The organism is Arcticibacter sp. (genome assembly GCF_045629565.1).
Lineage (GTDB): Bacteria > Bacteroidota > Bacteroidia > Sphingobacteriales > Sphingobacteriaceae > Arcticibacter.
Map to the genome: position 1 here is coordinate 66,046 of NZ_JAZQRL010000104.1, position 25,014 is coordinate 91,059.

Below are 25,014 nucleotides of genomic sequence, written 5' to 3' on the forward strand. Positions count from 1 at the left end.
AACCTCGTTGATTCCTGATTTCTTAGTTAGTGCTGATGAAGTATCTTACTTTGGCATAGATGGCTCTTCCTGGCTTTTGAAGAGAGAAATTATCGTAGACTCTATTGTCCAGCAGGTTCTTGCATTCAAGTGCGATGTTGTACTTGCCTTTCCCCAAAGAATAAACAGCATTCACATCCTGCAGCCACTGCCTGGGGATGTCATACTTTTGATCGGCAGTTCCCTGACTCGGCCAGGAGAGGTAGTAAGCGTGAACATACAGGGCGTTATATCCCAGAGTCAGTGTATTGCCCTTCTTGCCTAAATTGTTGAAAAATATGGAAGCATCGGCATTACCGAAAAGGTATGGCATGTTAGGAATCCGGTCGCGGTAAAGCGGACTTTCCATCGTTTGGTTCTCTTCATACCTGGTATTATTCCTCAGATTCTGATAAGTCATGTTCACACCTGCCGTAAAAAGCTGCCTGAACGAATATCTGATCTCTCCCTCAAAGCCCAGATTGGTTACATCGGCAAGGTTATCCATCACCTGCTTCGTATGATTGTTGTTCAAACTCGGGCGTATGAAATCTTTTGCATTGCGGTACAATACGCCTCCGTCGACACTCAGCCTATGGATCTTGTTGATCTGTGCCTGATAGCTCAATCCGAAGTTATAGTTATGGCTGTGTTCAGGGTCCAGATCAATATTTCCCTGCAGGTTACTTAGGTCACCAAACAGCTCGTCCGTTTCAGGCAATCTGTAGCTCTTTTCATAAGAGGCTTTGACCTGAAGTTGAGGCGTAAAGAAGTAGGTAGACGCCACGCCATATCCCATTTTATTAAGGCCATTTTCGTGCACCATATAAGCTACATCCCCCCAGCTGCCACTGGGATTATAGCTTTGGGAGAACTTATTATGCTGATAGAAGTATTTTCCGAAGAATGAGGTATTCCACTTTTCAGAAGCTTTGAACTGGTAACCCAATCCCAAGATGTTCTTGACGTTTTTCTGAGGTTGCTTGTACTTTTCACTTTCAGGGTCTAGCTCATCTGAGCCTTTCCTGTTAAATGTATTGTAAACATTATTCAGCGTAAACAGGTGCTTTTCGCTTGCCGTATAACTCAGGTTTACTGTACCCAAACCATTATTATTACCGTATTTATACATGGAACGCTCACGTTCACTCCCCTGCCCCGGATATTCTTTATACTCCTGGAACCAATTGTAGCGGCGGTATACGGTATCAATATTTTGCTCCTTCCCGAAATTGTAGTTCCCGGTAATCCTCAGATCGAGACCTTTCACCAATAAATCCTCTTTGGAGTACTTCACACTTGGCATGATGATACTACCTTTACGATGCCAGTCGCCGAATACACTGACCATCCGCGCGCCTGTCTGCACTTCCGAGTAGTTCTGTCCTAAGGAGATACCAAATAACAGCTGGTCTGCAAAGGACCTGTTTACCAGCCCTGCACCTACGATTAACATTTCGTTATGGTAGGTATCGTTGAATCTCTTAACTCTTTGATGCTGAAAATACTGACCAGAAAAGCTGGCTACATCTGTAGTAACTTTGTAGTCATTGTCTGAATAGTTCTGAAATGCGTTGAGAGTAAGCTTAAAACCTGATGGCGTGGTGTGTCCAGCGTTAACTGAGGTTCGGTGCGTGTTAAATGATCCGAAAGAATACGACGCATCTGCGTAGCTCCTGGTATCATTTGCTGTAACAATGTTGATTGCACCGCCGAGCGCATCGGAGCCCAACCATACAGGAACGACACCTTTATAAACCTCCACCCGCTGTGCAAGATTGATAGGAATATTGTTAAGTTGAAAGGATGACCCAAAGTTATCCATAGGCACCCCATCGATAAAGAATTTCACCTGTCTGCCCGTAAAACCGTTTAGTGAGAAATCCAACCGGGAGCCTAGGCCTCCGGCTTCTCTAACCCTTACGCCGGAAACGCGATCAAGCGCATGAGAAATGTCCAGCGTCGAGTTGTGCAGCCTTTTAGCATCCACCGCTACTACGTTGTAAGCCTGCCGGTTAACTTCCTGAACGTCAGACCGACCGATTACAGAAACCGTTTCCATCTGCTGGCTGCTTTCGTTTAGTCGGATGTCAACGTTGAGGTTTATACTCGCTTTTACCCGGACCTCGCGACTTGTTTTGCTGAATCCTACAGAGTTCACTTGCAAAACATAATTCCCCGGCATTATGGCCGCTATCCTATAGAAGCCCTGGCCATTGGAGATGGTGCCCGCTGATGTGTTTAATAACTTGATGGTAGCGGCAATAACAGGGTCTCCGTTGCCGTCTCTGACGTATCCACTGATACTTCCCGGGGGGTTGTCCTGCGCAAAGGCAAGAAATCTGCAGGCACATAGCATGCCCACAAGCAAAAATTTCGTAATTTGCATGACTTTTAAGTAACGTTAAAGGTGAACCGGCCTAGCCGGATAATAGCCGCACAACTGGTACTTGTGCGGCTTATTTCATTTCAAATATAGACTATTTAGAATAATTCCAATTAACAATTAAGATCTTTAGTTATTTTTTATTCATATCTGGCACTTTAAGTTGTCTTACAAAATAGTTTAGAAGGCATAAGCAATCTTTCACCGCGGTACTTCTATCCAAAAATTCCAGTTATACATTGAGAAAGAAGGTTACTATACCTTGCCGCAGGTGAGATAGAAAACCATTGCAAAAAAAAGAGGCTGTATCATTTCTTCCATGATACAGCCTCTCTACCTACACCACCAATCAGGGGTCAGGTATTACTCTGAGCCGAAATACTAGTTGTATCCTTTGTTCTGCTCATACAATCCGGGAATGATGTTCAATTCCGTCTGTGGTACCGGATATATGATATATTCCGCCTTCATTTGACCTATTACCCTTCCCGCGTCTTCCCTGGCAGACCAGCTGTTCATCACTTCTATGACTTCTCCTGATCTGACAAGGTCATGCCAGCGGATACCTTCACCGATAAACTCGCGTCTGCGTTCAGCTAGCAATACGTCTATATCCACACTTGTTAATGCCGGGATGTTTGCACGTTTTCTAACGTCATTTACAACATCAACAACATCCTCCTGCGATCCTGAAGCACCTCGCAAAGTACACTCCGCTCTCATTAACAATACATCGGTATAGCGCAACACAATGAAGTTGAGTGGCCAGTCTGTCCAGCGAGTACCTTTTTTAGACACATCGATGAACTTTACAAGTAATGGGCGTGGATCATATCTTCCACCGGACGTATACCCGTTTTGCACGGAGAACATCTTGCGTCTGTCCGCTTCCGGGTAGGAAGCAAGCAGATCTGCTGATGGGGGGCGAACCATCACACCACCAGCAAAACCTGCAATCTGCTGAACGTAAAGATCAGGGAGTAGCAACGATGGGTACTCTCCACCGAGACCAAGTCCGCCCGATACATACTGAACATCAAAAATAACCTCTGAATTGCCTTCGTTACCGTATCCGAAAATTTCTTCATAAGTTCCGAGCATGTTGTATCGCTTGCTGTTAATGATATCGTCTAACAAAGCAGCTGCTGCAGACCATTCGTTAACGCCTAAGCCTGGTCCCTCTATGGAGTACGAAGGCCCCGAACGGGTCATATGGACCAGCGCCAGCAATCCTTTAGCGGCATATTTGGTCGCATGCCCAACTGATTTTGCATCATACACTTCGGGCAGATGTTCAGCAGCATACTGAAGATCACTTATAATCAGCGAATAAACCTCTTCAACCGGTGTGCGGGAGACACCCGAAGCCTCGGCTGCTGTCATCACTTTATCAATAAGTGGCACCTTACCAAACAACCGTAACAGATCAAAATAATAGAAGGCACGCAGGAAACGCCCTTCTGCCTCAAGCCTGAGCCTTATTGACTCTCCTAATACGCTTCCGTTTCGCGACAGCTGATCGAGCAAAGTATTGGCCTTGAATATGCCGCTATAGTTACCGCTCCAGGCAGAAATAATCTTGGTATTACCTGCCAGCGATGGAGAAAAATTATTAATGGCATCCCAATAACGCTTACCGTCATCAGACACCCCATATATATTATCTGATCGGGTTTCCGAGAGATCCAACACTCTGTTTGGATAGGATTTCAGATCCGCGTAAACCGCATTTGCAGCCTGCGTAAAGTCGCTTTCTGTTTTATAGAAGACTACTGTCGTGGCACTGGATTCTGGAATCAGCTCAAGCTGATCAGTACAACCCTGGCACAAAAGGACCGAAAGAAGCAGGAAAACATATCTCATTTTCATAGTAATATCTTTAAAATGTAACATTTATACCGGCCACGAATGACTTTGGAAGCGGCATGCCACCATAATCCGCAGCAACAGGAAATTTGGAGTCACCGCTCACATTCGTGGTTTGCGCCTCGGGGTTATAGCCGCCATAGTATTTATCCCGCCCAAACCAATTTTCAAGTGTCATGTAAATTCGAACAGACTGGAAAAAGGGCGTTTTGCTTTTTATATTATAGCCGGCAGTAATATTCCGGATCCTCCAGTAATTCGTTGAATAAAGCCAGTCGGTATTGTTTACGGGTGAAAAATTCGAAGAAGTCGCTTTTCCTCTTGGCGCGTCCGGATCAGGATTTTCAGCTGTCCATCTGTCCCGGTGAATTCCTAGCTGATTGTCCGCGAACACAACACCTGTTACGTCAATGGCGCGGCCTAATAAGGAGTAGAGCGAACCTCCTGACTGCCCTTGCAAGAGTACCGACAGGTCAAAGCTTTTAAACCTGAAGCTATTGTTTATACCCCAAATGTAGTTAGGGTTCGGATGGCCCGAGATCTGCCGATCAGCTGCATTAATAACGCCATCTTGATTCACATCCACATACCTGGGATCACCAGCCTGCTGACCAGGAACGATGGCCGCTCCATTGTTGATATCTTCCTCCGTCAGGATTCCATTCCGATGAATAACCGAGATGCTGTTGATTGGAAGCCCCACCTGCAAAACGGTAAAGGCATCTCCGCTGTAGTTGTTAGGCAGCGGGATTTCTATAGTGGAATTATTTGCTCCGAGCTTAAGGATTTTGTTGGTGTTATAGCTTAGGTTCATGGTGGTGGTCCACTGGAAAGCTCCGGCAAGATTCCTTGTCGTTAGTTCGGCTTCCCATCCCTTGTTGTTAACAGCGCCTATATTGGTGAGCATATTTCCGAAGCCTGATGCAGCGACAGTGGGCACATATAAAAGGAGGTCGGTGTTCTTTTTCGTATAATAGTCAAAAGACGCGTATATGCGGTTCTGAACAAGTCCGGCGTCAATTCCTACATTCCAGGTATTGGACTTCTCCCAGCTTAAATCCGGATCCGCAATAATATCGGGTGCCAAACCACCTGCCTGGCTGCCGGCGAAACTGTAGTTATAATTACCCAAAGTCGAAATACTGGTATAGTCTCCTATATTATTATTCCCTGATTTTCCCCAGCTTCCTCTGATTTTAAGCTCACTAAGCGCGTCTATATCTTTCAAAAAGTTCTCCTCGGATATTTTCCAGCCGGCAGAAACAGAAGGGAACCATCCCCACTTTGCATTTACGCCGAACCGAGAGGACCCATCACGCCGTATGCTTGCAGAAAGCAGGTATTTGGAATCATATGCATATTGAAGCCGTCCAAACCATGAAAGCATCTTATTCTCACTTTCCGTTGTGTTTCCTGTGATGGCCGCTGCCCCATTTAAGGTGGTGACGTAGATATTCGTAAATCCCCCCGATGATGCCATGTTCGACGCATCCAATGAGGTGAAATTATACGAGAACCCGGCCAGGGCAGAAATGTCGTGTCTAGCCTTGATCGTGGTATTGTAGTTCAATGTATTTTCATTCACAAACGTCTTCAACCGGTAGGTAGAATAGGTACCACGGGTGATCTCTCCCGGAGTATTTATCCTGGACGACAAATTTCCGTTCACTGTATGCGGAGTGAATTTCTTCGTGCTGGCATCGGTATTGTCGAGGTTTAGCGTTGTCTTGACATGGAGGTTTTTTATCAGCTCATAGTCTCCATAAACAGTCGCCAGTGTGCGGAAGTTTTTCGTATTGCCAATGGTCTCTCTGGCAATAGCTGCAGAGCTGTTGTTCGTCGTCCCCCATCGATAACTCTCATTATTGAAGGCATTGACATTTACACCCATTGTATCTTCTGCAACAGGACTAAAGATTAGTGCTCTGTGAAGAAAAGCATCTTTACCCTCTGTTGATCCGCCCCCGTGTCCGGGCTCAAAGAGCTCGGAATAAGTCGGCGCAACGTTCATGCCCACCGTTAGCCTTTTCGTAGGCTTGATGTCAATATTTGCCCTCCCTGAGATAGGTCTGTACCGCTGGTTTAAAATAACGCCTTCCTGATTGGCATAATTCGCCGACACGTAGTACTTAACAATATCAGTTCCTCCACTAACTCCAACCTGATAGCTCGTACTTGATCCCGTACGGAACAGTTCATTCTGCCAGTCAATAATTGACAGCCCTGGATGTCCTGCCATGGCCCAGCGATCATCCAGCATCAGCTGCGTGTTGAAAGCTCCTTCTTTTAATCCCAGGATGCGTCGCCTTTCTTCCGTAGACTGTGAGGCGGTACGCCCCGCGCCCGAAGCAACCCATCGGCTATTGATCATTTCGGTGGCTCTGGCCATCCATTCCTCTCCACTAAGCAGATCGATCTTTTTCGTACTTTTAGAAAGGCCTGTAAACACATTCACATTGATCTTCGGGGCGCCTGATTTTCCCTTCTTCGTACTGATCAACACTACTCCATTGGCCGCCCGGGAGCCGTAAATGGCCGATGCGGACGCATCTTTCAACACCTGAATAGACTCGATATCGTTCGGATTGATATTGTCAAGAGGGTTACCATTTGTGTATCCACCATTGGAATTTTGGCCGTTCACAGCCAAGGGAAATCCGTCAATGACGTAAAGTGGTTCATTAGACGCAGTGATTGAACCTGAGCCTCTTACCTGGACGCTCAGCCCTTTCCCCGGCACACCTGTCGTTTGCGCTACACGCACTCCGGCCATTTGCCCTACCAAAGCCTGATCAACCCGATTAATCGGCCGTTCGTCAAGATCTTTGGCGTTAAACGTCGCAATTGCGCCGGTGATGGTTGATTTCTTTTGAGTTCCATAACCCACCACCACAACTTCATCAAGCTGCTTGTGATCGGGCACAAGCACTACATCCACTTGCGTGCGGCTTCCTACAGCTACCTCTTGCGTCAAGAAACCTATAGAGCTGAAAATCAACGTGGAATTTGATTCTACCTGCGACAATGAATACCGGCCCTCAGCATCCGTTAAAGTACCATGCGTAGTTCCCTTGATTTTCACCGCTACAGCAGGAACTCCTAATTGATCCTCAGATGATCTCACCTGGCCCTTTACAGTTACCTGAGCCATTATTAAGGAAGAAAGAGAAACATCGGTTTCTGACACAGGCACACCAGCTTTCTTTTGAATCAGAAAATACTGACCGTCGATTTTCTTCGCACTGAGCACAAAAGGTTCAAGTGTCTGATTAACTTGCGTTTCTGATATAGCACCTTCCAGCCTTTTTAATACCTCTAAATCAATTTCCTTACTCTCCTGTTCGTTTATAGACTCAGGATCATACATGAACCGTACGTTATGCTCATTTTCCATCAGCCTCAATACTTCTTTCAAAGAATGTGACGTTTGAACGGAACTGATGTTGCGTTCCATAATCCTATTGGCTGTTAAAATCAGCCCCTGAGCGCTGGTTCCCGACAAGCCCAATAGTACTAGAAAAAGGATCTTAGAAAGATGCCACCTTGTAAAGTACTTCATTTTGGTTAGTTTAAAATTTATACTGGTTTGTTTGATCATGCGCGGTAACTAAAAAGATATCAGCATGTATCCTTTCTTTCTTGTTAGCTTGAGTGAATGAGCCTCCGTGATTCCTTCCAGCAAAAGATCAGGTCGGTCTGCCTGAACAGTAGCTGTAAATCGCTTTTGCAATATTTCCTGCTCTTTTGTTTCAATAAGGAGATTGTAATTATTTCGGAGAACATCGAAGATATATCCAAGAGAATCGTTTTCGAATGTCAAATAATTCTCCTTCCACGCGGTATACTTGCTGACGTTCGCCGGACGCTTCTTTACAGGGCCTGATCCATGTTTGTAATGCACCATTTCTCCAGGCTTCAGCATCAGCTCCTCACTAGCGCCGTTGATGACCAAACGGATTGCTCCGGTAGAGAGAATCACGTCTGTTTGCTCTTCCCGACTATTTACATTAAATGTGGTACCAATGACCTGAACGTTCAGATCATTCGCATGGACAACAAATTTCTGGTTGTTTTTTTTGTGGCTTACCTGGAAAAAAGCTTCGCCTTGAATCCAGACTTCCCTCGGCTTAGTGAGGTCAAACTTTGAATACCTAAGCTCTGAATTGGAATTCAAGTTTACCCTGGACCCGTCCGGAAGCACTACTTCCTTACGAGTGCCATACGCTGTTTTAATTACTTTATATGGGGATTGGAATAAATAAAGAAAGGTTAAAGCAGAGACAATAAGAATGCTCGCAACGGCTGCAACAAGCCCTAATCGCTTAAACCTTACAACTCTCGGCGCAGCTGCCGGGAGAGCAGTATCCTTCTCAATTCTGCTCCATAACAGGTCAACCCTAGCTAAGGGCATATCATAACCGAGTGAGTTAAGGCGAATAACCTCCTGTTTTGCCTCACTAATCGCTACCTGTTTCTCCGGGAAAGATTCGCAGAAAGATTCCCAAAAAAGGTCATCTTCAACATCTCCTTCCTTCATTATCCAGTTCCAGAACGCAGGGTCGTTTAAAAAATCATCTGCATCATAGTCTTTATAGCGACTAAAAAGATCCATCCGTATTTATGTTGTTTTATACAGATAGAGCACTCTTTTTGAAAAATTGGACAAAAATATTCTATTTTTTTTCTGCAGGAGCAGGCAGAAGTCTATAGCCAAAAAGTGAAAAAGCTTAGCACACCGCCTCGCATTTCCTTTACAGCCCGCTGAATCATTTTATAAACGGCTTCTCTGCCAAGACCCATTTCCTCTGAGATTTCTGCTGCTGTTTTCTTTCGAACAAACTTCAAATACATCGCCTTCCTTTGATTGTCAGACAATTGCCTCCACAACACCCGCAACTTAGATTTTATCTGCAATTGCTCCTCCTGCAGTACAAGTTGTTCTTCAATTGTCGCCTGTCCACCGGACTCAAAATGATTTTCCGCGGACAAGCGATTGTTCAACATTATTTCTACTTGTCGGAGCTTTTTATGAAGAACACGACGAACACAGGCGTATAGATAGAACCGAACGGAAACAGGTACAGAAAGCGCTTTATGGCTTTTCCAAAGATGGCAAAATACATCATGAATTGCATCCTCTATCAGCGCATCATCCTTAGTATAACGGCGGCCGTAGTTATATAAAACCTGTACATACTGGTCATATAACGTTTTAAACGCCGACCTGTCCCCCGTAATTAACAGCTTCCATAATTCAACAGATTCATAATCCGCTTCGAAAGACGCCTTCATAAGTTATTCACCAACTACTTTGAGGAATTTCTTCAAAGCACCTTAAAATCTTAATTCGAGAGTTTGACAGTTCCCTGTTCAGTTCCAGCTCCTATTTTCAGTGATGCAGCACTATACGATGACGTAATGTTAACATCTTTCGTCCTGCTGCCGGTCACCTCGAATATGTTACTATGCGCACTGTCGGCTTTGAAACCCTCTACCTGTACATTTTTCACATTCTTTAAAAACAGCGCCGGGCTCTTCGCCGCATAGATCTGCACATTTTTCAATTTTATATTTTCGGATTCAATAAGCTCCGCCCCTACTTGAGAATGAATAGTCACATTCTCAATATTGATGTTATCAATATTGTGTTCCGGGAGACCATTAAAATACATGGCTCTTCGGGCGTTGCTGCAAGAAATATTCTTGACGTAAATATTTCGGAATGAAGGAGTCGTCTCATCTACCGGCTCAAACCTGGTCTCTACGGGCTCAGCCTCCCCTTCCAGGACTTCTACTGCAGACTTCCCTCCATAATAGAGGTCAAACAATAAGGGCTCGGTAGCAATATCAAACATACTGACGTTCGATATATAAATATTTTCCACTACACCACCGCGGCCCCTCTTACTCTTAAAACGAAGACCGACATCGGTTCCCAGGAACTGACAATTTGTAACCGAAACATTGCGCACACCGCCCGACATTTCACTGCCAACCACAAATCCACCGTGTCCTTTGAATACCGTACAATTATCTACAATTACATTTTCGCATGGGCGATTTCTTTTTCGACCATCCTCATCCTTACCCGATTTGATACAAATACCATCGTCTCCTACGTCGAAAGTGCTGTTCACGATGATCGCATTTTTACAAGACTCCAGATCAAGACCATCGCCATTTTGAGCGTAAGATGGGTTGCGCACCTGTACGCCATCTAGTATGACATTCTCACACATCAGTGGATGGATATTCCATGCCGGGGAATTTTGAAAAATCACCCCTTGAAGATATACATTTTTGCATTCCCTGAAGCTAACCATAACCGGCCGAAGGAAATCTTTCACGGATTCCCAATCCTCATCGGTTTTCAAATTCCGTGGTACATTCATATCACTTATCGAATCACCGTACAGGTATTGTGCTGACGGCATCCAGTAATCATCACGTTTGAAAACGCCTCCATGAGCTGTAGCACGTTTCCAGAAGCTTTCAGAAACTTTTTGTTTTTTAAGTGGACGCCAGTGATGACCGTTGCCATCAATTGCTCCCTTGCCCGTAATCGCTACATTTTCCAGATTACTACCCGATATGGGAGACTGGCATCTGCGGGTGTCAAGCCCTTCGAAGGATGTTTCGATCAGAGGGTACAAGGATTTATCGGGAGAGAACAATATGATGGCCTGATCTTCAAGATGCAAATTGATATTGCTTTTGAATACAATCGGACCGGTAAACCAAACGCCCGAAGGAACGATCAGCCGTCCCCCTCCTTTTTCCGACAACGCATCGATAGCCTTGGAGAATGCTTGCGTGTTGAGAAATATTCCGTCGCCGACTCCGCCAAAATCTGTTATCCTCACATCGTTATCAGCAAACTTAGGAGCTGATATAACGGGCATTTCAAATGGCAGATCTTTGTACAGATACGCGTATTTACTTTCAGATTGAGGGCTAGTGCACGAGCTTGCCGTGATCACCGTCAAAATAAGCATAACCGCAGGGAATAGATACTTCATTTTCATCATAATTAAGTGTGTTGTATATAAAATTTATGGCATAGCCTGAAGATTTTCCCATATCACGTTCCATTTGCCATCTTTAGGAAAGCCAGGATTCTTCTTTTCATTACCGTCCCATCCGGCACACATCATGGCAATGGCTGTCAGCAAACCGCCGTTTCCGGGAAGGTAAACCCGAAGACGAGCATCCTGATAATTATGACCATTCACCAGATACGTATTTTTTTGCTGATCCATTAACAACGCTCCTACCGCCTTCTCAGGTTCGCCCAATCGGGCGGCAGCCATAGCTGTCATAGGATAGTCCCAGCCCCAAGTCTTTTTCCAATTCCAGTTATCCCAAATCCAATTCAACGAATTCATCATATAATCCGTGCGAATAAGCCTGTTTTGAGGCAAAATGCCCAATGCCCCCAGTATCGCCGGATGGTCTGACGTGAACCTTATGTCCTTATACGTATCCACAGCATCCTCAGAAGCCAGGTACAAGCCATCTGCAGCTGCCAGAGGCGAAAGCTTACCGATCAGTTCATCCCACTGCGCATTTCGCTTTTCACCAGCCCGCTCTTTCCATTTCTGAGCAACAGACAGAGCATAATGCCAGTATGAAAGTTCAAATGGGGGATTGATTGTTTCCGATGCCCGAAGAGTTTCCTGTGCTGGGATCGCACCCTTAAGCACATAGCGATCATTTATTTTATCATAAGAGGCAAAGGAAGCCATAAAATCTGCTGTCTGGTTAACCAGGCGTCCATATTTTCTGATTACCTCCGGCGAAGGGTTGCTCCGGTACAGCAGTTCGGCCATATAAATAAAATGCGGTTGTTGCCAAATCAGGAACGAACCAACTTTGGAGGGGGCCTCCGTACCTGAAGGATCAGTCATTTTCATCCAGCGCAGACCTTCAAACCCCTGCCTGCTCGCTATCTTGCCTGCAACAGGAGCGACCCGGTCATACCAGCCAAGGCTACGTTCCAACAGGCTGCCATGATTCCAAAGGGCAAAATTTGCCGCATGCCACCAATGCATTTCGAGGTGAAACTTTCCGAACCAGCTATTATAGGTAAGACCAGTCTCCTGTGGTGGGTACATGCCCGCCGATTGGATAGCCAGCAAATATTGTGAAAGGATTACCCGACGTTCCAGCTCTTGCGCCCGTCCGTCTGTACACTTCGAAAAATCAACCGCTCCTCCCTTTGTCCAAAATGCCTGCCAGTACTTGGACGATGCCGTGAATGTTTCTTTGGCACCTCCATGGCTTTGAGCAGGGGCTTTTTCTGTAAATGCTGAAGTGAACGAGAAGTCGCGGCTTTTTGGAGTCAGCACAAAATAATGGGGTTCTTTTTCCGACAATGATGCATTTCCTGTATATCTCACTGTCACATAATAGACTGTAGTATCCAACGTCCTTTTGAAAATGATAACGCCCTTCCTGTCTGATATGACCTCGGTCCTGTGCTTTTCGGGTAAAGTCCAGTCTGAAGCGTCATCCGCATGTTTGCCTGAAGGGTAAGGGAACCGAAAACTAATACTCAGTTTCCCCTTTTCAAGTAAAGGAGAACTCAAGGCTACAGCTACCTCATCATATTGAGGATGAGCAGCAGTTCTGACGCTTACCGGGTCCGATCCGATAGAAAAATTACTTTTAATCTCTCCGTTCCACAGTTCGAGCTTCTGATCCACCTGGCTGATCTGCTCAGATCTTAACCGTCCACTCGCCTGTTCCAAACCTATGTACCCTAAATGCATGCGATGAGGATTTACACGGAAATATTCCGCAGCATCCCGTTGTCTTCCTGCCTCGTTAAACGGAACCGAATACAATTCATTACGGCCCCTGAAGTTGTAATTTTTCAGTGTTTCTTCGGGTTTAAAATTTTCCGTATTCGGAAAACTGTGCCACCCCCACTGTGATTGTGTTCCCAGGGGCACTCCTGCTGAATAGGTTTCAGGAAACGTTTGTAATCCTGTAGCATCTACGGTAAAAGCAAAATTGCCGTTTCCTACCGACAGGGAAGACAATTCTGCTATTTCCGTTATCCTGGGGCTGTTACGTTCAACAAGAGCGAAACGATCTATCTTTTCAGGCTGTTGCGCTGCGCATAACGAAGCGAGAATAACAGCAGAGAAAACAAATGATATCTTTTTTAACATGGACGGTTTAATTAATTGAGTTTCGTATGGGTTAAAGTTGTGAAAAATAACGCTTATGACTATCCTGTACCTACCTAGCTCAACAGGATCACCTTATGAAGGGGTTGAAAGGGTATTTATCCCTGATCCTGGATGAACACGTACTTCTTCCCTGCTGTGGTCTCCACATCATAAAGAATTCCTTCATCCACCCCCGGCGTCTGGATTACAGCCTCCTTGGATACCAGTGGCTCTTGAATTTCCGCCGTCTGAAAAAGCGGGTTCTTGTTCACTCCTGAAGCGATCCGCAACGCTTCGCCAGACGCTGATTTCAGCCTCCCTTTAACCCTCAGTCGGCAACTACCGCCGATCTTAGAAGTGACCGTCAGCTTACTTACCCTGAAATCCTTCCATTCCATATCCACAATAAAACCGCCCCTTGCAACCAGGCCGCTTACCGATCCGTTTCCCCAAACATCCGGAAGGGCAGGTAGAAGGTGAATATTTCCATCATGGCTTTGCATCAGCATCTCTGCAATGCCGGCTGTACATCCGAAATTGCCGTCTATCTGAAAGGGAGGATGAGCGTCAAACAAGTTGGGATAGGTTCCTCCGTTCTGGCCGGAAGTCTCCTGAGGCGCAGGACTAAGCTGATCGGTAATAAGCTTATATGCCCTGTTTCCGTCAAACAACCTCGCCCACCAGTTCACCTTCCAGCCCATAGACCATCCAGTAGACTTATCTCCTCGGAAAATCAGTGAAGTTCGTGCTGCCTGAAATAACTGGGGGTTGGAGAAGGCGGATATCTGATTACTTGGGTAAAGCCCGTAGAGGTGCGATATGTGCCTGTGCTTGTCATCAGGCCGGTCAAGATCCTGCATCCACTCCTGTAGCTGGCCGTGCTTACCTATCTGCATCGGCGGAATACGCATAAGGATCGTCTTAAGTGAATCGGCAAATTTTTGATCTGTATTTAAAACGTTTGCTGCACGGATCGAATTCTGCAGCACATCGAAGACCAGCTGGTTATCCATAGTCGTACCTGCTGTGATAGACACCTTCCCACGATGCGAGTTCTCCGGGGACATCGAAGGGCTTACCACCAGCCACTTATTGACCGGTTCTTCCTGCAGCACGTCCTTATAAAAAGTGGCGGCACCCTTCAAGATTGGATAGTACTCTTTCAGAAAAGCCGTATCGCCTGAATAAAGGTAATGTTGCCACAGGTGCTGGCTTAACCATGCGCCTCCCATTGGCCACATACCATAGAATGCTCCGTCGACAGGACCCGTGATTCTCCATTGATCCGTATTGTGGTGCACCATCCAGCCTCTCGCGCCATACATCTCTGAAGCACTCTCCCTACCCGTTACCGCCAGATCCCTGATCATTGAAAATAGTGGCTGATGCATCTCCGACAGATTGGTGAGCTCCGCTGGCCAGTAGTTCATCTCCGTATTGATATTAATAGTATACTTGCTGTCCCATGGTGGGTTGACCCTGTCATTCCACTTACCCTGAAGATTCGCAGGCTGTGTGCCGGGCATCGAACTCGATATAAGCAAATAGCGTCCAAACTGAAAATACAAGTTGACCAAACCAGGATCATTACCCTTCGCAAATTCCCTCACCCGCTGGTCTGTAGGCATGTCAACCTTAGCTGCTCCCGCAATCTGCAGGTTTACACGGTCGAAATATTTCTTGTATTCCTGAATATGCGCACTTTTAAGTGCGGCATAATGCTTCTTTACTGCCCCGTTAAGACGGGAAAGCGCCCGATCATGCGGATCAGCACTCAAATCTTTATAATTGACTACGTTGGTCCCGATGGAGATATAAATAGTAGCGGCTGTTGCGCCAGATACACTCAGGCTGTCCCCTGAAAAAGCGGACTTTCCACCTTCGGTAATGACCCGCACCAGCGACTTAAACTTTACCTTTCCGGTCTTGTTGTCCGCATTGCCCGAAACACCGTCCAGCGCTACCATACCGTTAACGACACTACTTTTCCATTGCTCATGCGGACTGTTCATGGCCGCTTTGAAATGAATGCTCCTGGCCTTATCTGCAGTCAGTCTCATAACGATCACGTCGTCTGTCAGTGAAGCCAGCAACTCTCTGCGAAAGGTTACACCTTTCACTTTATACGAAACTGAGCTTATAGCGTTATGTATGTCCAGATCCCTGTAGTAGGTTTCAGGACGCTCATGTCCGGGAAACTTCAAAACCAGATTGCCAACCGGCTGATACTTCATCCCATAGTTATTATCTGTCGCCACCTGCCTGGGAATAATTTTCAAGCCCAGATCCTGTGCTTCTTCATATTTTCCCTGAGATATTAGCGAGCGCATCTTTTCAATACCTGGTTTAAGTCCCTTTACCACGTTGTTGCCGGGCTCTCCCGACCAAACGCTTTCTTCGTTCAACTGGATAACTTCTTCAGAAGGCCTTCCGAAGGTCATCGCTGCCAGCCTGCCGTTTCCGACCGGTAGCGCCTCATTCCAGTTAGACGCTGGTTCCCGGTACCAAAGCTTAAGATCTGTCTGGGCAATAAGTCCGGAAGCAGACAGCAGTGCCAGTCCGGTCATAAGCGTGAATCGCTTAATCGAATAATAAAGCATATGAAATTAGATTTACATTGAGATGGGTACCAATCACCCTTCCAGGCAACGTGGCACCAAGACAAAAGAAGTCATCGCCTCTGAAACCGAACGCCAAAAACTATCAGAATTGGTCGAATTTTCGACAAAATCCCCTTTCAAGGCGTTTACCGTAATGATCTCAGATAACCAGATGGGGGCATTCCGTACTTTTCCCTGAAGCACGTTCCGAAATATTTAGGATCATTAAACCCCACACTGTATGCTACCGAAGCGATGTTGATTTCACCAGCATCCAGCATCTGTTTGCCGCGCTGAACCCGCATATCCCTGACGAACTCGACTGGTGTCATATTCGTCAGGCTTTTAAACTTTTTATAGAAGGTCGTACGTCCCATGCCAATTTTTTCTGCCAGCTCATCAATATTGAACCCCGGATCAATCATACCGGTTTCTACAATTTGGATAACCTCCTTCAGGAACAGCTCATCGCGGGAGGTAATGACGACCTCGCTCGGGCGTAACGTTACATCTCCCGGGTTCTCCAGCAGCTTCTTGAAAAGCTCTTTCCGGGACCTGATCAGGTTTTGCACAGAAGCTCTGAGAAAGGCGTTGCTGAAAGGTTTGGTGATATAGTAGTCTGCTCCGAAGTCAAGCGCCTGAATCTGACTCTCAATAGATGATTTCGCTGTGAGCAAGATCAGCGGAATATGGCTGGTCCGCTGATCTTCCCTCAATTTCTGAAGCATTTCAATGCCGTCCATCAAGGGCATCATCACGTCGCTCAAAATCAAGTCGGGTTGTAGTATCACAGCCTTACTCAAGCCTTCCTCGCCATTGACGGCGGTCTCCACACGGTAGGTATCACTAAGCTGCTCTCGCAGAAAAGCCCTGAGATCATCGTTATCTTCCACAAGTAATACCAGGGGGCGATCCCCTACCTTCAGCGGGACCGAAGGCTGTTCTGTGATTGCTGCTCGTCCAAAACCTGCGAGAGGGCGGCCCTTGACGCTCTCATCGAAAAGGTCAGTTAAAATATGTTCAGCGGACAGCGCACTTCCTGAAAGTTCCACATCGCTGGCTTTCAGTTCTACAGTAACGCTCAAACCTCCGTCGCCATTAACACTAGCGAAGATCTTACCCCCTTGAAGGTCGACCAGCTCCCTGGATAACGCCAATCCGATTCCTGTCCCTTTAAGCTGCAGGCCATCCTTCGCCTCATCCTGATAATACAACTCAAAAATTTTTTGAAGCTTGTTTACTGGCACGCCAGAACCCTGATCATGGATTCTGACGACAAAATTTCCCTCATTTTCTGAATCGCTTACTTCCACCCGGATCTTTTTACCCGGAGGACTGAACTTAAATGCATTGGAGAGCAGATTATAGATCACTATGTCCAGCTTTTCCTCATCAGCCTGCACAAGCATCACATCTCTGGATGAGTCGAGCTGTAGCTCAATATTGTTTTGCCGGGCGGTTTCCTCAAAATAATACGTTACATTTCTAAGCAGAGCAACAAGGTCTACCGATGTTATTTTCAAGCTGGCCTTACCACTTTGAACCTTGCGGAGATCCAGAAGCTGATTAATAAAGCGAACCATCCTATTGGCATTCTTCCGGACAATCTCCACGTAAGACCTGCCTTGTTTGGAAAGATCTTCCCTTTGGGCCAATTCCTCTATCGGATTCAGTATCAGCGTCAAAGGAGTACGTAACTCATGAGATATATTGGTAAAGAAGTTCATCTTCAGAGCTGCAAGCTCCTGCTCCACGGCAATTTTGTGACGCAGTCTGATAACGGTTATAACTGTCCTTCTGACCCCTTCAAAGATAGCCGCGAACAAGACAACATAGAGCAGATAAGCCCAGTAGGTTCTCCAGGGCGGTGGCAGGATATGAATATGTAGCAGCCGGAACTGGTCAGCTTTCCCCGTGTCCTGCTCTGCATGTTTTATCTCCAACGCATACTCGCCGGGCGGAAGATTTGTATAACTGATCCTTCTCCGGTTACTGTTCTTTTGCCATGTTTTGTCGAAATCCCTCAACCGGTAAACGTACTGCTGTTTGGCATTCGACCGGTAATCGAGAGAAGCATAGTCTACGCTGACTGTATTTTGGTCGTAACGGAGCGTAAGGTCGGTGGTGTAGTTAATGTTAGAACGGAGAAGCTGATGACCATCACCTGCAGCTACGTCTTCATTATTCACCTGCAGTTTGGTTAGCACAATCCGCCTGTTTTCTTCGGAATCACGAAGCTTCGCCGGAAAAAAAGAAATGTACCCTTTTGATGTACCGTAGATGATAGAACCGTTTGAATGTCTGATACAAGAAGCTTCTGAAAAACTGACCTGCGACAAGCCGTCATAAGAATCGAACTTCCTAAAATAACCTCTTGAGGGGTCAAAACGACTGAGCCCGCCCTGCGTAGCGACCCACAGATGACCGCCCTCATCCTCTGTACAACTAAGCACATAATCATTGGATAAACCCTGGGCCGTTGTATAACTCCTAAATTTAAGCGACTCAAAGACCTTATCTCCAATCGCCAGATTTAGTCCTCCCCCTGAGGTGCCCAGCCACATGCGCCCAGCCCTGTCCCTGAAAATATACTGGATATCATTAATTCCCAGACTCGTGCTGTCATTCTTAACCTTACTGTAACTTTTCCATCTGCCCCTCTTTTTTCCGTCCAGTATCAGCAAGCCGTTTGTTGTTCCTACCCAAATATTTCCCTGACTATCCAAACTAAGGTGGCGGTTCTTTTTGAAAAGTTCCGTGGGATATTTTCCAAAAACCTGGTCTCCTGGTACTATACTTACCGATCCATTCTTCCATTGCGCTACGCAGAGACCTGCATCGATAGTTCCTATCAATACACTGCCGTCAGCATCCTCCAGAAGAGAATAGATTTCATTACTTCCCAATCCGTTTTTTACGTGGAAATGCTGAAGCGTATACTTAGTCCTCTCCTTATTAACCGGCGAAGCAATAAATAAGCCATTCGCTTTCGTTCCGAGCCAGATATGGCCCCTCCGGTCCTCAATTATCGTGTAGACCATTCCCAAGCCCCCAACAGGCATGTTCACAAAAAGATCCTTCAATCTCCCCTGCTTTCCGAAAACATATAACTCGGCACTTTTAGCTCCTAACCACAGCCTGCCCTCCCTATCCTCCAGAATACCCCGAACGTCATTTTCAGACTTAAGACTTTCACCCGGACGGAGAAGCGTTTGCCTGAAGTTATCTGCCTGAAAAATCACCTTATTCAAGCCGCGCTCATCGGTTGTAAACCACAAGACACCATCCCGGTCATAATGAAGATAACTTACCATGTTCGAGAACATGCGCGTGGACGTATTAGGTTCATTATAGAAATATTCGATCTGCTTTGTTTCCGAATCGTAATAACCAAAACCGCCGCGTTTCATCTTCACCCATACCAGTCCTGCCCGATCTTCATATACCTGAAAGTACCGGGTGTAGACCTTAAAGTCCCGGTCGGCTTTTTGTGTAAAGTGCCGTTGAGTGCCATTTGACGGATCATACATAATGACCCCCTGCTCTGCCGGCTCTATCCATAGCTTTCCATGCCGGTCCTCATAAAGCCGATGTATGGGCTGATTAAAGGTCTTTTTTCTAACTGGTGCAACTCCGCCCCGGGGTACGCTAACTAATTCACCGCCCGAAGTGGTTGCATATACCAGAGAACGTTGGGCAGATATGCAAAGCGCATTGATAGAATTGCCTGAGCTCAGCTCGAGAACCTGATACCTCTCCCTCACATCGCTACTCCAACCCTTGCTTTTATCGTATACAACAAGCTCTCCGCGAGAGGTTCCAAAATAAAGATAACCCTTGTCTTCCTTGCAAACCATATAACCACGCCCCGAAGCAAGCGCTTTATTCACTACACGAAAAGTGAATAGGCCTCCTGAAGATTTAGAGACACAGTCAAGCCCTTTATCTGTTCCTATCCAGACACTTCCTTTTTGATCCTGGTGTACGAAGTTAACCTGACCTGTATCATACCAGGAAAACTTCATCTTTGTTGATTCCGGATTTCTCAGGCAGAAAATGCCATCGTTCTCAGAGATCAGCCAAACGGAACCATCCTTCAGTATCTCAATAGTCTGAAAGCGCAAATCTTTTTTAACTCTGGCATTAATCAAACGGGATACGTTAAGAAAGCGCTCAGTAACCTTATCGAAACGGTATACCTGATCATCCGCCGCCAATAGCCAAAACCGGTTATTTTTGTCTTCGACCATATAGTTGATCCGGCTATTCTTTAGTTCCGAATTGTCACCCGGCAAAGAACGGTAAGAAACAAACTCTTCCCCATCATAACGACTTATTCCGTTCCAAGTAGCAAGCCAGAGGAACCCCTCTTTGTCTTTTACAATATGGTTAATCGCATCATGAGGCAGACCGTGTTCTGTAGAAAAGATCTCCACCTTACAGTTCGGCTGAGCCTGGCCCCTCACGCTATGGATCAGGAAAGCTACGGCAATCATACACATCGCTAAATGCTGTCTTTTATACATCATAACAGAGCGGTCGGCAATCATCAGTTAATTCAGCCTCCAAGATAACGAGTTAATTAATGATAGGAAGCAGATTTTTTCGATAGAATACGCTCGTAGCATCGGAGGATATCACCAGATTCTTTACCTTTGATGCGATGTTCTATCGTATTACAGCCTTCCTTATGATACCCCTTCTTCTTGGCGTCAGCCTGTCGAGGATGGCTGTGTTTGCTGGTTTTGAGCTAAATCGTGATTACATCGCTTCTAAACTTTGCGAGAACAGGGATAAAGCCTGGATGCATTGCGAAGGCAAATGTTACCTGTCGATGAAACTAAAGCAGGTGGAAGAAAAGGAAAGCAAGCAGGAGCGCGAAATACAAAAGCAGCTCACGCAAGATTCGTCTATGCCTGAGGCCTACATCTTTTTCTTTGGAGACGGTGTGAGCACTACCATCAATACACCCTATTGCCAGGCTGTCCTTTCCGGATACGAGACCCTCTTTTTTCACCCTCCCCGAGTCTGAATGCAACTCCTTTCTATAATTTCTTAATAAAGCCGGAATGCGTCATGCATTTCTGTGCATGGCGGTTTTTATCGCCGTTAACAACTTTTAGATATCACTTCAAATGAATCATACATTTAAATTAATGATGTTGCTGGCAGCACTGTTTTCGTTTGCCTCATGCAGCAAGAATAACGATATAGGCCCTGAACAAAATGCGGAGAAGATCCGGATTGACGAACAGAAAACCGCAAGCGGTGTAACCGTAACTTTATGGGCCGATAAAAAAGATCTCACGGTAGCCTGGAACAGGCTTTATGTATCATTAAAGAACACCGAGGGTGCAGCTATCACCAACGCAGTCGTCAGCTATACACCTGTCATGGACATGACGTCAATGGAGCACGCCAGCCCGGTAGAACAACCTTTGTACAGTGCAGCACAAGCCTTATATGAGGGAGCGGTCGTATTCTCTATGCCTTCAGGTACAATGGGTAGCTGGACATTAACCGTCTCTGTAAACAACGAACCAGTTGTTTTCCATATAGAAGTAAAAGCCGCTCCGGCTAATACCAAACACACCACAACACTCGTAGGAACTGACGGTATAAGCTACCTCGTGTCTCTCGTTCAACCGTTAACTCCCAAGACGGGGATGAATGATCTGGAGATTTTGATTAACAGGCGTCAGGATATGATGAACTTTCCCCCGGTTGAAGATTTTAACGTTGAATTAACTCCTGAGATGCCCTCGATGGGACACGGATCGCCTAATAACGAGAACCCTGTTCATACAGGCAGAGGACATTACAGCGGCAAGGTTAATTTTACGATGACCGGCGACTGGCGACTCCACTTCAGACTGAAAAGAGGCAACACGGTCATTATGGAAGATGCGGCGCTGGACTTGCTATTTTAACATGAAAAAGCAATTTGTTACCTGGACGGCCGTTTTCTGGCTGTCCGCCTTTTCAGGTTCTTTACAAGCGCAGCATACAGATTCCCTGCATAAACAACTACCTGTCAGGACATTGCTCCTACTCGAAGTACCTGTAAGTCCATCAAAGAGCATAACAGACGCTGCAAAAGACATCAGGCAGAATAATCTACAGGAGCTTACTGACAAAATCCTGGAGTATACTCCGGGGATTAACATGATCCGCCGGGGCAATTTTGCCATGGAGCCCAGTCTGCGGAGTATGAGCGGCGGCCAAATTACCATGAGTATTGACGGCATTCGTATCTTCGGTGCCTGCACCGACAAGATGGATCCCATAAGTTCTTATGTTGAACCGAATAACCTGGAAAGCTTTTCTGTTTCCTATGATCCTGGGGCGAATGCAGTGGGAAGCGGAATAGGTGGCGGCATTGACTTCAAGCTTAAGAAACCATCCTTTACAGATGCCCAGAAATGGTCAGGCCGCTTGGGTTCCGGTTTTGAAACAAACGGTGCAGCGGTGCAAACTTTAGCCGGACTGGAGTATAGTAGTGCAGACGTTTCTTTCCAAATCAACGGAATCTTCAGGAGAAGTAGTAACTACCGTGCTTCTGGCGGGCGGGAGATTCCGTTTTCCCAGTATCGTAAGTGGAATGGCAGCGCCTCAATGATGGTCAGGATCGGAGAATCAGACTACTTGCAAGCTGATTACCTACAGGATGAGGGTTATGACATAGGTTACCCCGCGCTGACTATGGATGTCGCGTTTGCCAAGGCCAGGATCAGCGCGCTATCGTATGTCCGAAATAGCAAACAGGGAGCGGTACGTTGGGAAACCAAGGGATACTACAACTATATCGATCATGCTATGGACGACACCCGAAGGCCGCCGGAGACAGTACCGATGCATATGGACATGCCCGGCACTTCCACTACCTTTGGTGCTTTTTCAGCACTTGATCTACACCTGAGCGACAGCCACCACATAAAAGTGCAGGCAGACGGCTATCACAACAAACTTTGGGCAACCATGACGATGTATCCACCCGGTGGTTCTCCCATGTTTATGTACACCTTGGCGAACCCTTTGAGAAGCAATCTGGGACTACATATATCGGACGCCGTTTCACTTAGTGATAAGCTTACCATTACACCCTCTGCCCGCTTAGAGTACATGCATGATAACATCTCCGGCGGTGAAGCTAAAGCACAGCTATCAGGCATGTTTGAGGGTGACCTTTCGCGGAACAGACTGCTTACTAATCTAAGTGTTGCTGCGAGATTTCAGCCCAACGCAAATTGGTTGCTGAACGCATCGGTCGCCAGGGGTGGCAGGGCAGCTACGCTTCAGGAGGCCTATGCTTTTTATATTTATAACAGGCTCGACGCGTATGACTACCTGGGTAACCCTGATCTGAGTCAGGAATCTTCCCTCAACCTTTCTGCTGGTTCTTCTTTTCGGAACACATCGGTGGAAGTTTCCGCAAATATCTTTGGATACTTCGTTCAGGACTATATCGCAGGGATGATCCTGGATGGCTATAGCACAATGACTATTGGTGCAACCGGTGTGAAACAATATGTAAACATCCCCTCAGCGCGCCTTTATGGAGGAGAATTTGCCGTCAAGTGGGAACCGGTGGCACGGCTCGTCCTGAGCAGCTTGAACACGCTTACACGAGGATCCGATAACGAAGGCGCTGCTTTACCGCTGATCGCTCCGTTTAAAACCGTTAATGCTGTTGATTACCAGTTACGCAAGACCTTTTTCAGGGTTGAAGGGATTACCCATGCAGCGCAGAAACATGTGAGTGCTCAGAAATATGGTGAAACGGCAACTCCCTCATCAACAATTTTAAGCTTCCATATTGGAAAACAGTTCAGCATTTCGAAACAAACCAAGCTTAAAATGAATGCGAGCGTGGAGAACATCTTCGACAAGCATTATTTCCAACATCTCGATATCATGAAAATCTCCCGACCCGGTCGAAACCTTACTTGCCGGATGACGGTCCTGTTTTAAAGCCCATCTCTGTCATCCAGGCTTCACACAACTGCGTCCACTTTTCTGTGGAGCCTGGATTATTTCTTAACGCGATAGCATGTCCTCCCTGGGGAAAGACATGGAGGCTCGATTGCACTTTATTGTCCACCAATGCCTTATAAAAAAGAAGTGAATTATTAACGCTTACGGAATGATCATTAAAAGCATGAACAATGAAGGAAGGCGGTGTGGAAGGCCCCACAAGTAAATGGGGAGAATAGCGTCCGATCAGGAGCTTGGAAGGACTCTCGCCCAAAAGGTTCTTTCTGCTTCCGGCGTGAGCATAAACTCCCAGGTCAATAACAGGAGATACCAGAATACTAAAATTCGGCCTGCCCGATACGTGATCCAGATAATCGCCAATAGAAGAAACATCTTTCTCGCTTACACTTGACAAAGCAGCCAGATGCCCGCCGGCAGATGATCCTTGTACACCTATCTTCTGGGGATCTATTGCCCATTTTGAAGCATTTGACCTGATCAGCTTGATGGCTCGCTGTACATCCTGTAAGGGGCCTGTCTCCCGAACTTCCAGATCGGGAGAATTAGGGAGCCGGTAGTTGAGGACAAATGCGCTCACGCCAATAGTATTGAACCACTTGGCAAGCTGAGTGCCACTGATAACGTAAGCCAGCCTTTCGTATCCACCACCCGGACAAATAACAACAGCACTGCCTTTATTTTCGCTTTGGGACGGAAAGAATGCGTACATACCCGGCGTGCCAACCTGAAAAATCCGCTCATTAGCTATACTGTCCTGCAATTTAAGGCCCTTTGAATTAGGCATACGCCCTTCGGGCCATAACGTTATAAATTCCTGTGCCTGAACCAGAAATGAAAAACAAAGTAAGAGAAAAGATAATATTAATGCCCTCATATCGGTCTTGATTAGTATTAATTTTGTATATATTCAAATATCTGATCTCCGTAAACATTAATGAAATTAAAAGCTTATTATATATAGCACCATAGCTCA

At 46.2% G+C, this 25,014-nt stretch carries 13 protein-coding genes; 3 read left to right on the forward strand and 10 right to left on the reverse strand.

Annotated features, from left to right (window positions below; genetic code table 11):
* Window positions 1-22: 22 nt before the first annotated feature.
* The 9 genes from ACKI5J_RS14050 to ACKI5J_RS14090 all read right to left on the reverse strand — a co-directional run bounded on the left by ACKI5J_RS14050 (window position 23) and on the right by ACKI5J_RS14090 (window position 20,575).
* Entirely contained in the window at window positions 23-2,407 is a 2,385-nt protein-coding gene (locus tag ACKI5J_RS14050) for a TonB-dependent receptor domain-containing protein (protein WP_407430118.1), read from the reverse strand.
* Between the two features lie 378 nt (window positions 2,408-2,785).
* On the reverse strand, window positions 2,786-4,273 hold the full coding sequence (locus ACKI5J_RS14055) for a RagB/SusD family nutrient uptake outer membrane protein (RefSeq protein ID WP_407430119.1): 1,488 nt from the start codon (window positions 4,271-4,273) through the stop codon (window positions 2,786-2,788).
* 10 nt (window positions 4,274-4,283) lie between these two features.
* Window positions 4,284-7,829, reverse strand: coding sequence for a SusC/RagA family TonB-linked outer membrane protein (locus tag ACKI5J_RS14060; RefSeq protein WP_407430120.1), 3,546 nt, complete (start codon window positions 7,827-7,829; stop codon window positions 4,284-4,286).
* Between the two features lie 48 nt (window positions 7,830-7,877).
* Window positions 7,878-8,882, reverse strand: coding sequence for a FecR family protein (locus ACKI5J_RS14065; protein ID WP_407430121.1), 1,005 nt, complete (start codon window positions 8,880-8,882; stop codon window positions 7,878-7,880).
* A 92-nt stretch (window positions 8,883-8,974) separates the two neighbouring features.
* Window positions 8,975-9,562 carry an RNA polymerase sigma factor gene (locus ACKI5J_RS14070; RefSeq protein WP_407430122.1) on the reverse strand — a complete coding sequence of 196 codons (588 nt, stop codon included), beginning with the start codon at window positions 9,560-9,562 and terminating at the stop codon, window positions 8,975-8,977.
* A 50-nt stretch (window positions 9,563-9,612) separates the two neighbouring features.
* Window positions 9,613-11,289, reverse strand: coding sequence for a glycoside hydrolase family 28 protein (locus ACKI5J_RS14075; protein WP_407430123.1), 1,677 nt, complete (start codon window positions 11,287-11,289; stop codon window positions 9,613-9,615).
* Between the two features lie 33 nt (window positions 11,290-11,322).
* Entirely contained in the window at window positions 11,323-13,446 is a 2,124-nt protein-coding gene (locus tag ACKI5J_RS14080; protein WP_407430124.1) for a hypothetical protein, read from the reverse strand.
* A 116-nt stretch (window positions 13,447-13,562) separates the two neighbouring features.
* Entirely contained in the window at window positions 13,563-16,046 is a 2,484-nt protein-coding gene (locus ACKI5J_RS14085) for a glycosyl hydrolase family 95 catalytic domain-containing protein (protein WP_407430125.1), read from the reverse strand.
* Window positions 16,047-16,192: 146 nt separating this feature from the next.
* Window positions 16,193-20,575: a two-component regulator propeller domain-containing protein gene (locus ACKI5J_RS14090; RefSeq protein ID WP_407430126.1), complete on the reverse strand. Its 4,383-nt coding sequence runs from the start codon at window positions 20,573-20,575 to the stop codon at window positions 16,193-16,195.
* Window positions 20,576-20,736: 161 nt separating this feature from the next.
* On the opposite strand from ACKI5J_RS14090, the gene ACKI5J_RS14095 reads away from it, so the two are divergent.
* From ACKI5J_RS14095 to ACKI5J_RS14105, 3 genes are all read left to right on the forward strand, one after another.
* The gene (locus ACKI5J_RS14095) at window positions 20,737-21,078 is read left to right on the forward strand and encodes a hypothetical protein (protein ID WP_407430127.1); all 342 of its coding nucleotides are present in this window, start codon (window positions 20,737-20,739) and stop codon (window positions 21,076-21,078) included.
* A 103-nt stretch (window positions 21,079-21,181) separates the two neighbouring features.
* On the forward strand, window positions 21,182-21,976 hold the full coding sequence (locus ACKI5J_RS14100; RefSeq protein ID WP_407430128.1) for a FixH family protein: 795 nt from the start codon (window positions 21,182-21,184) through the stop codon (window positions 21,974-21,976).
* Between the two features lies 1 nt (window position 21,977).
* On the forward strand, window positions 21,978-24,017 hold the full coding sequence (locus tag ACKI5J_RS14105) for a TonB-dependent receptor plug domain-containing protein (RefSeq protein WP_407430129.1): 2,040 nt from the start codon (window positions 21,978-21,980) through the stop codon (window positions 24,015-24,017).
* On the opposite strand, the gene ACKI5J_RS14110 is transcribed toward ACKI5J_RS14105, so the two are convergent.
* Window positions 23,989-24,915: an alpha/beta hydrolase gene (locus ACKI5J_RS14110; RefSeq protein ID WP_407430130.1), complete on the reverse strand. Its 927-nt coding sequence runs from the start codon at window positions 24,913-24,915 to the stop codon at window positions 23,989-23,991. The genes ACKI5J_RS14105 and ACKI5J_RS14110 overlap by 29 nt on opposite strands.
* Window positions 24,916-25,014 lie beyond the last annotated feature (99 nt).

Bases quoted from the DNA above. Each gene is read 5' to 3' on its own strand.
- ACKI5J_RS14050 (WP_407430118.1), bottom strand. From the start codon at position 2,407: ATGCAAATTACGAAATTTTTGCTTGTGGGCATGCTATGTGCCTGCAGA.
- ACKI5J_RS14055 (WP_407430119.1), bottom strand. From the start codon at position 4,273: ATGAAAATGAGATATGTTTTCCTGCTTCTTTCGGTCCTTTTGTGCCAG.
- ACKI5J_RS14060 (WP_407430120.1), bottom strand. From the start codon at position 7,829: ATGAAGTACTTTACAAGGTGGCATCTTTCTAAGATCCTTTTTCTAGTA.
- ACKI5J_RS14065 (WP_407430121.1), bottom strand. From the start codon at position 8,882: ATGGATCTTTTTAGTCGCTATAAAGACTATGATGCAGATGATTTTTTA.
- ACKI5J_RS14070 (WP_407430122.1), bottom strand. From the start codon at position 9,562: ATGAAGGCGTCTTTCGAAGCGGATTATGAATCTGTTGAATTATGGAAG.
- ACKI5J_RS14075 (WP_407430123.1), bottom strand. From the start codon at position 11,289: ATGAAGTATCTATTCCCTGCGGTTATGCTTATTTTGACGGTGATCACG.
- ACKI5J_RS14080 (WP_407430124.1), bottom strand. From the start codon at position 13,446: ATGTTAAAAAAGATATCATTTGTTTTCTCTGCTGTTATTCTCGCTTCG.
- ACKI5J_RS14085 (WP_407430125.1), bottom strand. From the start codon at position 16,046: ATGCTTTATTATTCGATTAAGCGATTCACGCTTATGACCGGACTGGCA.
- ACKI5J_RS14090 (WP_407430126.1), bottom strand. From the start codon at position 20,575: ATGATGTATAAAAGACAGCATTTAGCGATGTGTATGATTGCCGTAGCT.
- ACKI5J_RS14095 (WP_407430127.1), top strand. From the start codon at position 20,737: ATGATACCCCTTCTTCTTGGCGTCAGCCTGTCGAGGATGGCTGTGTTT.
- ACKI5J_RS14100 (WP_407430128.1), top strand. From the start codon at position 21,182: ATGAATCATACATTTAAATTAATGATGTTGCTGGCAGCACTGTTTTCG.
- ACKI5J_RS14105 (WP_407430129.1), top strand. From the start codon at position 21,978: ATGAAAAAGCAATTTGTTACCTGGACGGCCGTTTTCTGGCTGTCCGCC.
- ACKI5J_RS14110 (WP_407430130.1), bottom strand. From the start codon at position 24,915: ATGAGGGCATTAATATTATCTTTTCTCTTACTTTGTTTTTCATTTCTG.